At 41.6% G+C, this 15,145-nt stretch carries 9 protein-coding genes; 6 read left to right on the top strand and 3 right to left on the bottom strand.

Annotated elements, in window-relative coordinates; genetic code table 11:
- The first annotated feature begins 574 nt into the window (after nt 1-574).
- The 4 genes from bchL to IQ264_RS26345 all read left to right on the top strand — a co-directional run bounded on the left by bchL (nt 575) and on the right by IQ264_RS26345 (nt 4,860).
- Nucleotides 575-1,441 (top strand): ferredoxin:protochlorophyllide reductase (ATP-dependent) iron-sulfur ATP-binding protein, encoded by an 867-nt coding sequence (bchL, locus tag IQ264_RS26330; protein ID WP_193984495.1) that lies wholly within the window; start codon nt 575-577, stop codon nt 1,439-1,441.
- Between the two features lie 34 nt (nt 1,442-1,475).
- Complete coding sequence (locus IQ264_RS26335; protein WP_193984497.1) at nt 1,476-2,399, top strand: DUF5331 domain-containing protein; 924 nt, start codon at nt 1,476-1,478, stop codon at nt 2,397-2,399.
- 209 nt (nt 2,400-2,608) lie between these two features.
- Nucleotides 2,609-4,009, top strand: a complete 1,401-nt coding sequence (locus tag IQ264_RS26340) for a ferredoxin:protochlorophyllide reductase (ATP-dependent) subunit N (RefSeq protein WP_193984499.1) — start codon at nt 2,609-2,611, stop codon at nt 4,007-4,009.
- Between the two features lie 218 nt (nt 4,010-4,227).
- Nucleotides 4,228-4,860 carry a retropepsin-like domain-containing protein gene (locus tag IQ264_RS26345; protein ID WP_193984501.1) on the top strand — a complete coding sequence of 211 codons (633 nt, stop codon included), beginning with the start codon at nt 4,228-4,230 and terminating at the stop codon, nt 4,858-4,860.
- A gap of 302 nt (nt 4,861-5,162) precedes the next feature.
- Here IQ264_RS26345 and IQ264_RS26350 read toward each other — a convergent pair whose 3' ends face one another.
- A complete protein-coding gene (locus tag IQ264_RS26350; protein ID WP_193984503.1) occupies nt 5,163-5,906 on the bottom strand; it encodes a hypothetical protein in 744 nt (247 codons plus the stop codon).
- Nucleotides 5,907-6,250: 344 nt separating this feature from the next.
- Between IQ264_RS26350 and dusB the strand changes: the two genes are divergently transcribed.
- Complete coding sequence (dusB, locus tag IQ264_RS26355; RefSeq protein ID WP_193984505.1) at nt 6,251-7,318, top strand: tRNA dihydrouridine synthase DusB; 1,068 nt, start codon at nt 6,251-6,253, stop codon at nt 7,316-7,318.
- Nucleotides 7,319-7,469: 151 nt separating this feature from the next.
- Here dusB and IQ264_RS26360 read toward each other — a convergent pair whose 3' ends face one another.
- Both IQ264_RS26360 and recN read right to left on the bottom strand, forming a co-directional pair.
- Nucleotides 7,470-10,844, bottom strand: a complete 3,375-nt coding sequence (locus IQ264_RS26360; RefSeq protein ID WP_322744811.1) for a GAF domain-containing protein — start codon at nt 10,842-10,844, stop codon at nt 7,470-7,472.
- 152 nt (nt 10,845-10,996) lie between these two features.
- Nucleotides 10,997-12,757 (bottom strand): DNA repair protein RecN, encoded by a 1,761-nt coding sequence (gene recN / locus IQ264_RS26365; RefSeq protein ID WP_193984507.1) that lies wholly within the window; start codon nt 12,755-12,757, stop codon nt 10,997-10,999.
- Nucleotides 12,758-13,025: 268 nt separating this feature from the next.
- Between recN and IQ264_RS26370 the strand changes: the two genes are divergently transcribed.
- Nucleotides 13,026-15,107, top strand: a complete 2,082-nt coding sequence (locus IQ264_RS26370; RefSeq protein WP_193984509.1) for an ABC1 kinase family protein — start codon at nt 13,026-13,028, stop codon at nt 15,105-15,107.
- Nucleotides 15,108-15,145 lie beyond the last annotated feature (38 nt).

A 15,145-nucleotide genomic window follows, 5' to 3' on the forward strand; every position in this document is an offset into this window, starting at 1 on the left:
GGACAAGGGGACAAGGGGACAAGGGAAAGTTTTTAACTCAAAACTCTCCCAGTCCCCAATCGATGGCGGTCCCCAGTCGATGGCGGTCCCCTTCAATATTTAATAATAATTTACGAAAATTCTGGACAGTTAAGGGAAACGGCTCTAAGGATTGATCGATCGCTACTTACCCATCAAATTAAACGGACTGATTTCGAGTTATTCCAGTGATGGCAAGTATTGTTGGCAATACCTGAAAAGCGATCGCCCTTATTGATTAGGTTTTTCCAGACCTACAATCCTCTTAAGGAGGATTTTTTTATTTTGCCTTTTGTACCTAAATAACAAAAATTAAAACATAAAACTATTAGTAAGATGTTTTTAAAACTTGAGAGACTTTTATAGACTTTTATTATCTAAAATCTGCTTTTAGAACCAAAATACTCTTGATTAAATAGCTATTTGTTGTGAAAGCCTCTTTCTTTTGTGCCAAAGTTGGTCAATAATGCAGTCAAACAGCTTAAAAAAACTCGCCCTCAAGCAGCGAATAAAATTCCCAGAGTTTGATCAAGCACCATTTAAGGAGAACACAAGCGTGAAACTTGCAGTTTACGGAAAAGGCGGAATCGGCAAATCGACAACAAGTTGTAATATCTCCGTAGCCCTTGCCAAACGGGGCAAAAAAGTCCTACAAATTGGTTGCGACCCCAAACACGACAGCACCTTTACCCTCACAGGCTTTTTAATTCCCACAATCATAGATACACTGCAAGCCAAAGACTACCACTACGAAGACGTTTGGCCCGAAGATGTAATTTACAAAGGCTACGGTGGCGTTGACTGTGTAGAAGCTGGTGGGCCTCCTGCTGGTGCCGGATGTGGCGGTTACGTTGTGGGCGAAACAGTTAAATTACTCAAAGAACTGAACGCCTTTGACGAATACGATGTAATTTTGTTTGACGTTCTTGGTGACGTGGTGTGTGGTGGTTTTGCCGCCCCCCTCAACTATGCTGATTACTGCATGATTGTCACAGACAACGGTTTTGATGCCTTGTTCGCCGCTAATCGCATCGCCGCATCTGTACGGGAAAAAGCTCGGACTCATCCATTGCGCCTTGCTGGATTAATTGGCAATCGTACTTCCAAGCGAGACTTGATTGAAAAGTACGTCGAATCAGTGCCGATGCCAGTGTTGGAAGTGCTGCCTTTAATTGAAGATATTCGAGTTTCTCGCGTCAAGGGCAAAACGCTGTTTGAAATGGCAGAGAAAGACCCTTCGTTAAATTATGTGTGCGATTATTACCTGAATATTGCAGATCAAATTTTGGCTCGTCCTGAAGGAGTCGTCCCAAATGACTCTCCAGACAGGGATTTGTTCGCTCTGTTATCAGATTTTTACTTAAATCCGACAAAACCACAGATCAAGACGCAGGAAGAAGAACTAGACTTAATGATGGTTTAGAAATTTCTAGCTATCAGGATGAGGGAGAAGATCAGTGGCTTTTTTTGATGACTTCACATCAGCTTTAAAACAAAAATGGCTGCAATACTACCAGCTAAATCATTCTTGGCTGGCTCTACAAATGGAAGTAGAAAATGTTAAAACACCAGATGGGGGTCGGCGACCTTCTTCTTACCTCATCCTGGGGGTTCTGAATGCACTGGAGCCAAAATTGGCCCAGTTGATGTTGCCGTTTTCCAAGCTCAACTCCGATCCAGATTCTCTGATTGAGGTTTTGGAGTTGAATTTTGACCCGGATGTAGTTTTGGGGAAACGTCCACCCACGAAAGCTGCACCGACAGCGCCATCTGCTGCGAAACCTGCTGCAATTGAAGAGCCAGTAGAATCGGAATTAGATGATTTGTCCGACTTCTCAGCGCCAGAAGAATCTGGTTCTAATGCAGCAGTACTCGGTATCGCCGCAGTTGGTGGAGCAGCCGCAGGTGCTGGGATATTCGCCGCCGCCACAGCACTCCAGGATGAGGAAAGCGGATTAGAAGAGATGGATCTCGATGATTTGGACGATGAATCGAGTCTTGCTGTTGAAGAATCCAGTGCGGATGGGTTGGATGATATTGGAATCAGTGATTTCGGTGATGATGAGTCTTTGACAGAACTGAGCGATGACGAAAGCGATGAAGGCTTTGCTGATATATCGCTAGATGCCTTTGGCGACACCACTGATACTGAAGAACTCAGCGACACTTCAGATTCCGACTTTAGCGGAAATGTCTGGGGTAGTGAAACTGAAGAGTTAAGTGAGGAGTCTCTGGCGGACTTTGGCGATCTTTCCCTAGATGATTTTGGCTCTAATACAGAGAAAAACTCTGACGATGAAGAGGAAGATGCCTTTGCTAGTTTAGATTTCGATCCTTTTGCCGATCCGAATCAAAACAGTCTAGATGATGAGTGGAAATAGTTAAGCTGGGGTGATTTCCCAGTCTGGCTCAAGTTTCGCTCTTTAAAAAGGCAGAAGGCAGAGGGCAGAAGGCAGAAGAGGTAGGGAGGTAGGGAGGTAGGGAGAGTTGAAGAGATAGTTAGTTAAATTATTTTCCCCCTATCTCCCCATCTCCTTGTCCCCTTGTCCACACATTTCTACTTGGCATAACTTTAAGAAAAGAGGTTATTATGACTGTGGCTCAACCTGAAGGGCTGAATTTTGATTGCGAAACTGGGAATTACCACACTTTTTGCCCGATTAGCTGTGTGGCTTGGTTGTACCAAAAAATTGAGGATAGTTTCTTTTTGGTAATTGGAACTAAGACTTGTGGCTATTTTCTGCAAAATGCGATGGGGGTGATGATTTTTGCTGAGCCTCGCTACGCAATGGCAGAGTTGGAAGAAGGGGATATTTCGGCTCAGTTGAATGATTATGAGGAGTTGAAGCGGTTGTGCGTGCAAATTAAGCGCGATCGCAATCCTAGTGTAATTGTTTGGATCGGCACTTGCACGACCGAAATTATCAAAATGGATTTGGAAGGTTTGGCTCCCAAGTTGGAAGCTGAAATTGGAATTCCGATCGTAGTTGCACGCGCTAACGGTTTGGATTACGCTTTCACTCAAGGGGAAGATACCGTTTTGGCTGCAATGGCGGCTCGTTGTCCTGATAAAACTCCGGTGGTGGAAGCGGAGAAGCATGAACGGAATGCGATCGCTAAACTACTAAACTTTGGTAAAAAGAAAGAAGAAGTGCAAGCCGAAGAATCGGAATATGTCGATCATCCGCCTTTAGTTTTGTTCGGTTCTTTGCCCGATCCAGTTGTTACTCAGCTAACTTTAGAATTGAAGAAGCAAGGAATTAAGGTTTCCGGTTGGTTGCCTGCAAAAAGATTTACTGAATTGCCAGTTTTGGAAGAAGGGTATTATGTCGCTGGTGTCAATCCTTTCTTGAGTCGAACTGCTACTACTTTAATGCGTCGTCGTAAGTGTAAACTGATTGGTGCGCCATTCCCGATCGGTCCAGATGGTAGCCGCGCTTGGATTGAAAAAATTTGCTCGGTGTTTGGTATTGAGCCGAAAGGTTTAGAAGAAAGAGAAAAACAAATTTGGGAAAATTTAGAAGATTATATCCAATTAATTCGCGGCAAATCTGTCTTTTTCATGGGCGATAATTTGCTGGAAATTTCTTTAGCTCGTTTCTTAATTCGCTGCGGCATGACTTGTCCTGAAATTGGCATTCCTTACATGGACAAACGTTATCAAGCTGCTGAGTTGGCAATGTTAGAAAAGACTTGCCAGGAAATGGGTGTTCCTCTACCAAGGATTGTGGAAAAGCCGGATAATTATAATCAAATTCAACGGATTTATGAGTTGAATCCAGATTTGGTAATTACTGGTATGGCTCATGCTAATCCTTTGGAAGCTAGGGGTATTAATACTAAGTGGTCGGTTGAGTTTACTTTCGCTCAAATTCACGGTTTTACTAATGCTAGGGATATTTTAGAGTTGGTAACTCGTCCACTGCGTCGGAATAATAATTTGAAGGATTTGGGTTGGGATAAGTTGGTGAAAGAAGAGGCAAAAGTTTAGGTTTTTTCCTCCTAATTGACTTTGGTATGAGTTTGGGGCGATCTTTTGCGATCGCTCTTTTTTTATTGAACCGCAAAGAACGCAAAGGACGCGAAGAGAAGAGAGGAAGGAGCGCGATCTTAATTTTAGAGAGCAAATTGAATAATTGCTAAACTGGAAGTGGATCATCTGGGGAACTTTAGGCGATCGCTACTATCACTCGATCGATGGAAAAATCTATGAGCAAAACTCCTTCTCCCGAAGAAAGTCGTGAAATGCTGAAGTGGTTGAATCGCAACCGCTCAATGTTGTTAGATTATTATAAAAACCAATATGTTGCTTATAATGCCGATCGGTTGATTGCTCATAGCGAAAATTTGCAAGAAGTTTTAGAATTAGCTGAAGCTTCGGGAGAAATTTTTGCTATTTACTTAGTTCCCCGATATGTTGCTTCTATTCAAATATTACCAATTCGCTTTCGGGCAGTTACTCGTCATAATTGGTTGCCAGATTATCACGTAAAACTGAAGCATAGAAATATAGAAATTACAACAACAATGTTAGTAGATTCGGGTGCTGAAGTAAGTTTAATTTCGTTAAAAGTGGGTCAAGATTTAGGTTTGACTTTAGCTGATGCGGAATCAAAATTAATAGCAGAAACTATAGGAGGTGTTGTAGAATATGTGACGCGAGATGTCGAAATGACAATTGATGAACACAGTTTTATGGCTCCTGTGGCATGGTTACAAAGTAATACTGGCGGCGAGCAATTACTTTTGGGAAGGGAAGTTGTGTTTGATAAGTTTAATATTGAGTTTAGACAGGCAGATGAACAAATTATTTTTACATGGCGGGAGAATCAGGAATCATAAATTAGTGAGATAAGTGATTATTGCGATCGCTCTTTTTTAATCTAACCGCTTTTCCAAACTAAATACAAAAAAGCAATCGCACTTTGGCCTTAATATAAAACTAGCAAATTAATGACGACCTCTCTTTATAGTACTGGGATTTCTATCCTAAACAAGCTGCCAAATCTTCATCTGGTGTTGTAATTGGTTTCAAAATGCCGATCGGTTGATTACTCATAGTGAAAACTTGCAATAAGTTTTAAAATTAGCTGAAGCTTCGGGAGAGATTTTTGCTATTTACTTATCCAAATATTACCAATTCACTACTCAATTCGATCGCGCACTTTTTTCTTCTTTGGCATGGAAAAGAACAGGATAACTGCCAGCAGGATAAAGGCGATCGCTGAAGCATAGCCCCTTGACAAGGATAGACCACCATCTTTGACTGGTTTAGTCAGAAAATCTCCAAAAGTGGCTCCAAACGGGCGTGTGAAGATGAACGCAATCCAAAATAGGAGAATATCACTCAACTTGGTTAGGTAGTGAAGGGCAATAACAATACCAATAATGCTGGCTGTCACTAATGCACCTTGAATATAGCTCAGTCCTAAGTTGCTTGTCAGAAAGTCACCAAAAGCCGTTCCTAAACTGTTGGAGAACACGATAGCCAGCCAATAGGTAATCTCTGCGTCTTTCTTCACGATCGGATAAACGCTCAGATCCCGATCCCGGTAGTACCAGATGGCAAGAACGCTCAGGAGACCAGCTACCAGGATAAGCGATCCTGCTGCGTAGCCCAACCCGAAAGACCGATCCATTAAGTCTGAAACTTCGGTTCCAGCTGTGGTTGTCCCAATGATAGCCAGCCAGTAAAGGGCAGGACGGTATCTATCGGATTGAATTTGAAAAAATAGGAGAATAGCCAAAATGGAAAATGTTACCGCAAAGGCTACGTAATACCCTAGCCCAAGAGACATTGAGATAAAGTCACCAGCCGTCTCGCCGAGTGTTGTGGCGATGATCTTCATGATCCAGAAGGAAATAGTAACTTTTGCAACCTTGTTCATTGATTTTTCAGAATAAAAATAAGTACAGAGTGATTCTACTTTACACAGCAAAAGTCAAGATGGTGTTGTCGCCTTAAATACTCGGCTAATGGTTTGGCAATGCGATCGTCATCTTCAACGATCAAATACTAGTTTGACGATCGAGGCGATCGCTATTTAACAGCAGAAGAAAGGTCAAAACAAGCAGAAGAATTATTAGCTAAATACCGCTAAAGATTTGGCGAATTGCCAGAATAAAAAAAAGTACGTTGTTGCACTTCATCGCTAACCTAAATATCGCTATAATGCCACAACATACCTAATCTTCATCTACAATAGAAAGGCTAGTTTCCCTTACAGTTTATATGTTGTCTTTATCTCCCAATCTCCAAGAAAGACTATCAACACCTTTAAAAATTGGCACTTTTGAAGTTAAAAGTCGGGTGCTACAATCACCCTTATCCGGTGTTACTGATTTGGTATTTCGTCGCTTAGTACGTCGCTACGCCCCAGACTCAATGATGTACACCGAAATGGTTAATGCCACAGGTTTACATTATGTTAAACAACTACCTCAAATTATGGAGGTAGACCCAGGCGAACGACCAATTAGTATTCAATTATTTGATTGCCGCCCAGATTTTTTAGCCGAAGCAGCTATTAAAGCAGTAGAAGAAGGGGCGGATACAGTAGATATTAATATGGGTTGTCCTGTTAATAAAATTACTAAAAATGGCGGTGGTTCTTCTTTATTAAGACAACCAGAAGTAGCAGAAGCAATTGTCCGCGAAGTTGTGAAAGCTGTCAATGTTCCAGTAACAGTTAAAACTCGCATTGGTTGGTCAGATAAAGAGATTACTATTTTAGAATTTGCTAAACGCATGGAAGATGCTGGCGCACAAATGATTACCGTACATGGTAGGACTCGCGCCCAAGGTTATACTGGCCCTGCAAAATGGGAATGGATACGCAAAGTTAAGGAAGTTTTGTCAATTCCGGTAATTGGAAATGGCGATATTTTTTCTGTCGAAGCTGCGGTTCGTTGTTTGTCAGAAACGGGCGCAGATGGGGTAATGTGTTCCAGAGGAACGCTAGGTTATCCTTTTTTAGTTGGCGAAGTTGACTACTTTTTGAAAACGGGAAAACTTAAGGAACCACCAACAGCAATTGAAAGGTTAGAATGCGCTAAAGATCATTTACGCGCACTTTGGAAATATAAAGGAGAAAGGGGAATTCGTCAAGCAAGAAAACACATGACTTGGTATGCGAAAGGTTTTCCCAATGCTTCGGAATTGCGCGGACAATTGAGTGTAATTGACAGTTTAGATCATGGTTTAGAGGTGATAGATAAAGCGATCGATCGCTTGCAAACTCTTGGTGATGCAGCTAATTGGCAATTAACAGAAGATGACTCTCAGCTAGTGGCAATTTAAAACTAGATTACTTAAGTTGCATCGATATTGTATGGTAGGGGCAGGTTTTGTGCAGATATTGTTTGTGGAAGCCGACAATTTTTGGCTAAACCCGCCCCTACAATTCGGCAATATATACTACCGATGTCACCGGACATAATTTCAGGTTAATTTATTTTTCTGTTAAACTCCAAACACCATCATCCCATTTGTTTTCTAATTCTTCAGAGTGTGTCAGCCAATATTGACACCGTTCTAAATACATTTCAGATGCTTTGTCTTTCATTTTTCTGGAGTTCAGTTCTTCGACTATTTTGCCAAATTCGTTTTGTGCTAATCTAAACTCCTTCTGCAAGTAATATTGCCGTCCTTTTTGGTAAATATCTATTTGTTGTTTTCTCCAATCAGGAACTGAACCCATATTGTCTGTCATGCAGACTAATTCATAAATTGAGACGGGTTGCGTTTTGCCCTTAACACGAATGTAGTCTAATTCTCGGCAATAGACTTCTGATTGACATTTAGCAAAGGTATATTCGCTGATAATAATATCGCAACCATATTGTTTACTGGCGCTTTCTAAACGCGAACCTAAGTTAACACCGTCACCGATCGAAGTCAGTTCCATCCTTTGTGAGGAACCAATATTACCGCTAATTACTACGTCGGAATTTATGCCAATACCAATCTTAATTTCCTGCAAATTATTTTCCCGGCGATTTGCATTAAATTTCGCTAAACGATAACGCATTTCTAAAGCGGTTTTTGTTGCCATTAAAGCATGATCTTCTAAGGGTACAAAAGCACCGAAAACCGCCATAATAGCATCGCCAATGTATTTGTCTAAGGTACCTTTGTGTTGAAAAACAGCTTCTACCATTAACTCGAAGTATTCATTCAGCATTTGTACCACTTCTTCTGCTTGCATACTTTCAGTTAAAGTGGTGTAACTGCGAATATCTGAGAAAAGAACGGAAACTTCTTTGCGATCGCCTCCCATCTTGAAATCATCGCCTCTAGCTAGCAATTGTTCCGCTACTTCTTGAGTCATGTAACGATACATTGTACTCTTCAATCGCTTCTCATGACTAATATCTTCCATTACCACTAAAGCGCCGCGAACTTTGCTAGCATCATTCACATCTAAGATGGTATTAATCGACAGATTAACGCTGTGTTTTTCGTCTTTAGTTGACTGTAAAACTTGGTCTGGATAATACTGTTGGCGCTTTCTCTCTTCAACTGCTTCTAAAGCTGCTTGGAACCAAGAACGGAATTTATTATCTTCTTCTTGTTGTAATCCTTCCTTACCACAAATTTTTACCAAATCCCAAGCTGGTGTTCCTTCCACTTTTTCAGTTTCACTCAAACCTAACAATTTTTTAGCACTTTCATTGGCAGCAATTACACAACCCGCTTTATCTGTAGAAAGTACTCCATTTGATAAACTGCGGAGAATATCTCGCTGCATTTGCTGTTGTTGTTTTACTTCATCAAACAGTTTGGCATTTTGCAATGCTACACCAGCTTGAATATTAAAAATTTGCATGAATTCTTGGTCGGTGCGATTAAAACTCGCTTTCCAACATTCTGGTGCTTCTGGCCAATTAGCTGGGTCATATTCGGGCCATTCTCCTTGTTTTTTCTTGTTAATTAATTGCGTCACACCAATCAATTCGCCATCTGCATTAAACACTGGCATACACAACATACTACAGGTGCGATAATTTGTTTTTGGATCTGTTTGCTTAGAAACTACGGAACGAGGATCATCATAAAGATCAAAAGGAATCATTAGTGGTTCACCTGACTCTGCTACCATTCCCGCAAAGCCTGCTGTTCTGGGAAGTCGCAGTTCTTTTAACTCACCAGCAATGGGGATTTTTGTCCATAATTGGTCTTTTTCATGGTCAATTAACCACAAGGTACTACGGTCTGCATTCATCAATTTTTTAGCTTCATCCATTACCCGTTTTAGGGTTTCTTCTAAGTCTAAGCTACTTTGACTTAAGGCTTGATTAGCTTTCATTAAAGCATCAGCTGCCCGTTGTTTTTGAGTTGCTACATAGAAAGACTGAGAACTTTCTAAAATTAGCCGAATTGAAGGAGCAAATTCTTCAAAAACTTTTTCATCTTCTTGAGTAAATCCGGCTAAATCAATCCGGTCTTTTAAAGGTTTTGTCCCATCATTGGTGGATTTCAATTTATTAAGCAACTGGACAACTGCAACTAAATCTCCTGCTTCATTTAACAGAGGTAAGGCTAACATTGTATATGTCCGATAGCCTGTTCTTTCATACGTTTTTTTTGATTCTACAGAACGGGGGTCGTCAAAAAAGTCAAATGGTATATTTACGACTTTCTTAAAGGTGGCTACCTCGCCTGCTATTCCTTTATCAGCTGGGATGCGAATTTCTAAAGTTCCAACACCATCATTTTTGGCTAAAATTGACCACAATTCATTCTTTTCTTCATCTAATAAAAATATTGTTGTGCGATCGGCTGCTAATAATTCTCCTGTTTTTAAGGCAATACTTTGCAACATTTCTTGCAGCACATTTTCCATACCCTCACTATGAATTACCATTGTCAGGGTGTCATTTACTGTACTAAGCTTGTCGTAAACTTCTCTAACTGCTTCCTGAAAAGATTCTTTATTTAAAGGAGCCAGAAATGCGGAAAATGACCCCTTAGTTGTGGCTAATGCACCCCCTGGAACCCGATTCTTCTCATAAGAATTCCCTAGATCAACTTCTGGCTTAAACGGTTGAATATCCTCTTCATTGACTTGATTACTAATTACATCAATTAGTTGATTATTAACTACATCAATTATTTCATCATCCACTTGATTACTAATTACATCAATTATTTCATCATCCATTTGATTACTAATTACATCAATTATCGCTTCAGCAGTAACATCAATTACTTGATTTTGTCTAATGTTAATCTCATTTTTAATCTCTACTCCATTACTTCCGGTTACTATTTCAATTATGGGATTGTCGGGATCGATCGCACTTTCTTCCAAAAAATATCCATTTTCAGGCTCATCCCAACAACTCTGAATAAAACCACCTTCTACATCAAAATTTTGATAACCATTTTGATTTTTGACTTCCTCTGCTTTTCCCAAATTATTTAACTCATTTTCGTATGCTTTATAACCATTCTGATTTTTGGGATATTCAATATCATTAATATTATCCTCATCAATAAAAGTTTCGATTTTTTGCCATACATTTTCTTGAGGAATAGCGTCAGTAACATTTGACTTTATCTGATTGCTATTGCTATCAAGCTTTTGTAATTCTTGGTTTTTGGAGTTATTAGATTGTCGCTTATATGGTACACAATCAATCGTATATATTGGCTCAGACATTCCTATTTTAAACCTCTGAGTGTGCTTTATTAACCGTTCATTATCCCGATCGTTAGTAACTTCAAGCATTGGATTTACACCCTGTTTTTCCACGTATGGTTTGACATCAATTACATTAGTAGTTGATTCTGTGAATGGTAGATTGTAGTGAGAATAAGACATAATTCCAACTAGCAAATGCTTACTTTTTTGACAATCTTTTAAATTGTGAGACTGAATAAACTTACTTTGTTAGTAAATATTGTTAACCTCCTTAAATTTTGGTTAAATTGTTAAGATTTATTTAACTTTTTTCGGTTGCGCTTCTGGTTGAATTATAAGTTGTAACGACTGCCTTTGTCTTTCCTTTTTAAGTCTGCCTCGGCTATCAAGGATTCAGCAAAAGCGATCGCTTCCGTAGCCGAATCACCCCCAGCTAATTGAGCTAATTCGTGACTCCGAGTAGAATGACTATCTAAACAACTCACTCGCACCACAGTCCGAATATCAGAAGCCAGAGCATTTTTTGCTCCGTTTTGGCTATCAATAACTTGTTTATCCACTCGGAAATGCCGATCGGCCATAGCCGCAACCAAAGGTTGGTGGGTAACACATAAAACTTGATGGTATTGTGAGATTTGATGGAGTTTTTGCGCGATCGCCGCTGCCACTCTACCAGAAACACCCACATCTATTTCATCAAATACTAGTGTTCCCACCAAACCCATAGAAAAGCACGTTTTAAAAGCTAAAAGAAACCGACTCATCTCACCCCCAGAAGCAGTTTCCGTCAGAGGATGCAAAGGTTCCCCAGGATTAGGACTAAAAAGAAACGTAATTTTATCTGCACCATTAGCAGTAGGAGTAATCGGCGTAATTTCCACCTGAAACTTCACCTTTTCCATTGCTAAAGGCTTTAATTGCTCAATTAAACGCTCTTCTAATTTTCTCGCCGCAACTAGCCTTAACTCTGTCAAAGCATGACAACATTCTTGCAGAATAGCCTTTTTTTCTTGGTAAACTTTTTCTAAAATTTCTAAAGACTGACCACCACCTTTAAGTTCTTGTAATTCCGCTTCCACACCCTGTTGATAAGCGATCGCATCCGGCAAACTAGGCCCATACTTCCGGCAAATTTGCTTTAATTGGCGAATCCGCTGTTCCACAGTTTCCAACCGTTCGGGATCGGCCTCCAAAGAAGCACCATAATTATTAATTTGTCTCCCAGCTTCCGCCACCTGAGCCAAAGCAGCACTTACCAGATCTAAAATTGGTTGTAAGCTAGAATCATAACCTACCATATTGCTTAAAGTAGCCTCAGATTCTCCCAAAATATCAGCAGCAGCTTGGGCATCCTCATCATTTTGGTACAAAGCCTGATAAACCTGGTAACTTTGTTTTTGTAACTCCACAACATGAGACAATCGGCTACGTTCTTGTTCTAAAGACTCCAATTCATCAGGATCGTTAAGTTTAGCCGCACTTAATTCCTGCAATTGAAACTCCAACAAATCTAACTTTTGCAACCGCATTTGTTCCGACTGGCGACGATTTTCTAAAGCCGAAAGTGCTTGAGAACAGGCGTGAAAAGCTGCATTCACCTTTTGACGTTGCTCAATCAAACCCGCACCACCAAAACTATCCAAATATTCCCTTTGAATAGCCGTTTGTCCAATTTGAACAGTTTGACCTTGAGCAGTAATTTCTACCAAACGCGATCGCAACTGTTCCATCTGTTGCCTATTTACTAATACCCCATTAATTCGCGATCGACTGCTACGTAAGATACCCTCCTGACTAGTAGACATCTCACGACTACAAACCACAGAATATTCATCCAACAAATCAATTTCTTCCTGATTCAGCCACTGGGCTACACTAGAATTTAACTGAAAAGTCGCCTCCACCAAAGCCCGTTGAGTCCCAGTCCGAATCGATCGACTAGTAACCTTACCCCCCAACGCCGCATCAATCGCATCTAGAATAATAGACTTTCCCGCCCCAGTTTCCCCAGTCAACACATTTAAACCAGCCCCAAAAGCCAGTTCCAGACGGTCAATCAAAGCAAAATTTTCAATCCGCAATCCTAGTAACATAAGGCAATCAGCCTGCAATTCAAGGTTTCTCGACGAACCGCTACCACCGTTAAGTTTAAGAGACTTCCAGAAAAAAGAAAAACTGACACAGAGTTTTTCTGAGCCGCACCTTTTGTCTTGTCTAGAAATCACCCCATCATAGACGGAAAACCACGCTTGCCCGATTTTCTAAGAAATTCTGATATTGGAAATATATAAATAAATAGCCTAACCTGGGCAATTGTTACAATGTTTAACATAAGTCCGCCCAGACTCATATAAAAAATTCATGAATCCTAAGACGGTATTCCCAGCTTCGCCCATACTTGATACTGAAGGCGATCGCGAAACCACACATCACCCAATCACCAACAAGGACAAAACACCAGTGGACAAGCCAATAGTGATCGCCGAACCTGCAACCATCTCACCAGCGCCCCAAAAACGCGCCCAAACAGTTGCACCAGAAGCCGAAACCCAAACCATACCTTACGATCCGGAAGCGATCGCCCAACATTATCGCAGACGACCCTTCCTAGTTTGGTGGCGTTGTATAGCGATCGTCTGGCCTTCCACGATCTTCGCCCTCAGCCTCTGGTGGGATCGCCGCTTAGGAAAAATTAACCAAAACCAACAAAAACGCGCCATCCAGCTAAAACAACTCCTCACCAACTTAGGCCCCGCCTACATCAAAATCGGACAAGCCCTCTCCAGCCGCCCCGACCTAGTACCCCCAACATACCTAGAAGAACTCACCCATCTCCAAGACCAACTACCCCCCTTCCCCAACGAAGTAGCCTACAGATTCATCGAAGAAGAACTAGGAGCCCATCCCGACGAAATTTACGCCGAACTCTCACCCCAACCACTAGCCGCCGCCTCATTAGGACAAGTTTACAAAGGCAAACTCAAAACCGGAGAAACCGTCGCCGTCAAAGTCCAAAGACCCGACCTCCAACAAAAAATCGCCCTCGACCTATACATCATGCGAGGTTTAGCAGCGTGGGCAAAAAAAACCTTCCAATACCTGCGAAGCGACCTAGTAGCCATTCTCGATGAATTTGGCGCCCGCATCTTTGAAGAAATGGACTACATCCAAGAAGGAAAAAACGCCGAACGCTTTGAACAACTCTACGGCAACATCCCAGACATATACATTCCCCGCATTTACTGGGAATACACCCGCCGTCGCGTCCTCACAATGGAATGGATCACCGGAACCAAACTAACCAACCTGGAAGCAATGCAGAAACAAGGCATAAACGCTTCCCACCTCATCGAAGTTGGCGTTCAATGTTCCCTCCGGCAACTACTAGAACACGGCTTTTTCCACGCCGACCCCCATCCAGGAAACCTTTTAGCCAGTCCAGACGGCAAACTCGTCTACCTCGACTTTGGCATGATGAGCGAAGTCAAGCGTCAACAACGCTACGGCTTAATCGAAGCCGTCGTACACCTAGTAAATCGAGACTTTGAAGGCTTAGGGCAAGACTACATCAAACTCGAATTTTTAACCCCCGACACCGACCTCACACCCATCATCCCCGCCTTTGCTGCCGTCTTCAACGATGCCCTATCTGCCACAGTCGCAGAAATGAACTTTAAAAGCATCACCGACCAGCTTTCGGCTTTAATGTATGAATTTCCCTTCCGCGTACCTGCCTACTACGCCCTAATTATTCGCTCCTTAGTAACATTAGAAGGAATCGCCATTAACATCGATCCCAACTTCAAAGTATTAAGCAAAGCCTATCCCTACGTCGCCAAACGCTTACTCAGCGACCAAGCCCCAGAATTAAGAGCCTCTTTACAAGATTTATTGTTCAAAGAAGGCGGTTTTCGCTGGAATCGCTTAGAAAACCTGCTCCGCAATGCCCGCACTTCCCCAGATTTTGAATTAAATCAGACTCTTGAGCAAGCTGTTGACTTTCTCTACTCAGAACGAGGCGCTTTCATTCGCAAAAAACTAGTTAATGAAATAGTCAATAGTTTAGACCTCTTTGGACGCAACACTTGGGACAATTTGACTTTTGCCTTCCGCCAAACATTCGGACTAGCAGTAAATGAAGTCTCCCCCAATACAGTGGAAACACCCAATAGTCTCGAACATCTCCAGAGAATTTGGGCAATTCTCCAAGAAACCCCAGGTTTTGACCAAATGGAGATGATCTCCATTATTACTAAACTGTTGCTCAAACCCGAAACTCAACAAATGGGACAACAAGTAATTGGCGGACTTACCCAACGTGCTCTTGCTCGCTTAATTCGGGAACTTCTCATCTCAGACAAGTCTCTCGCAGAACCAGAACCAGAGTATCAGGAAGATACATCACCTAGATTAGCTTTACCAATGTCTGTAGAAAATCGCTAACACCAGCAGGGAAGAAGAGGTGGGGAGATGGGGAGGTG

This window comes from [Phormidium] sp. LEGE 05292 (genome assembly GCF_015207735.1).
Classification (GTDB): domain Bacteria; phylum Cyanobacteriota; class Cyanobacteriia; order Cyanobacteriales; family Aerosakkonemataceae; genus Floridanema.

Excerpts from the sequence above, each read along its gene's own strand:
- IQ264_RS26345 (WP_193984501.1), top strand. The coding sequence starts at position 4,228 with ATGAGCAAAACTCCTTCTCCCGAAGAAAGTCGTGAAATGCTGAAGTGG.
- recN (WP_193984507.1), bottom strand. The coding sequence starts at position 12,757 with ATGTTACTAGGATTGCGGATTGAAAATTTTGCTTTGATTGACCGTCTG.
- IQ264_RS26360 (WP_322744811.1), bottom strand. The coding sequence starts at position 10,844 with ATGTCTTATTCTCACTACAATCTACCATTCACAGAATCAACTACTAAT.
- IQ264_RS26350 (WP_193984503.1), bottom strand. The coding sequence starts at position 5,906 with ATGAACAAGGTTGCAAAAGTTACTATTTCCTTCTGGATCATGAAGATC.
- IQ264_RS26370 (WP_193984509.1), top strand. The coding sequence starts at position 13,026 with ATGAATCCTAAGACGGTATTCCCAGCTTCGCCCATACTTGATACTGAA.
- dusB (WP_193984505.1), top strand. The coding sequence starts at position 6,251 with ATGTTGTCTTTATCTCCCAATCTCCAAGAAAGACTATCAACACCTTTA.
- IQ264_RS26340 (WP_193984499.1), top strand. The coding sequence starts at position 2,609 with ATGACTGTGGCTCAACCTGAAGGGCTGAATTTTGATTGCGAAACTGGG.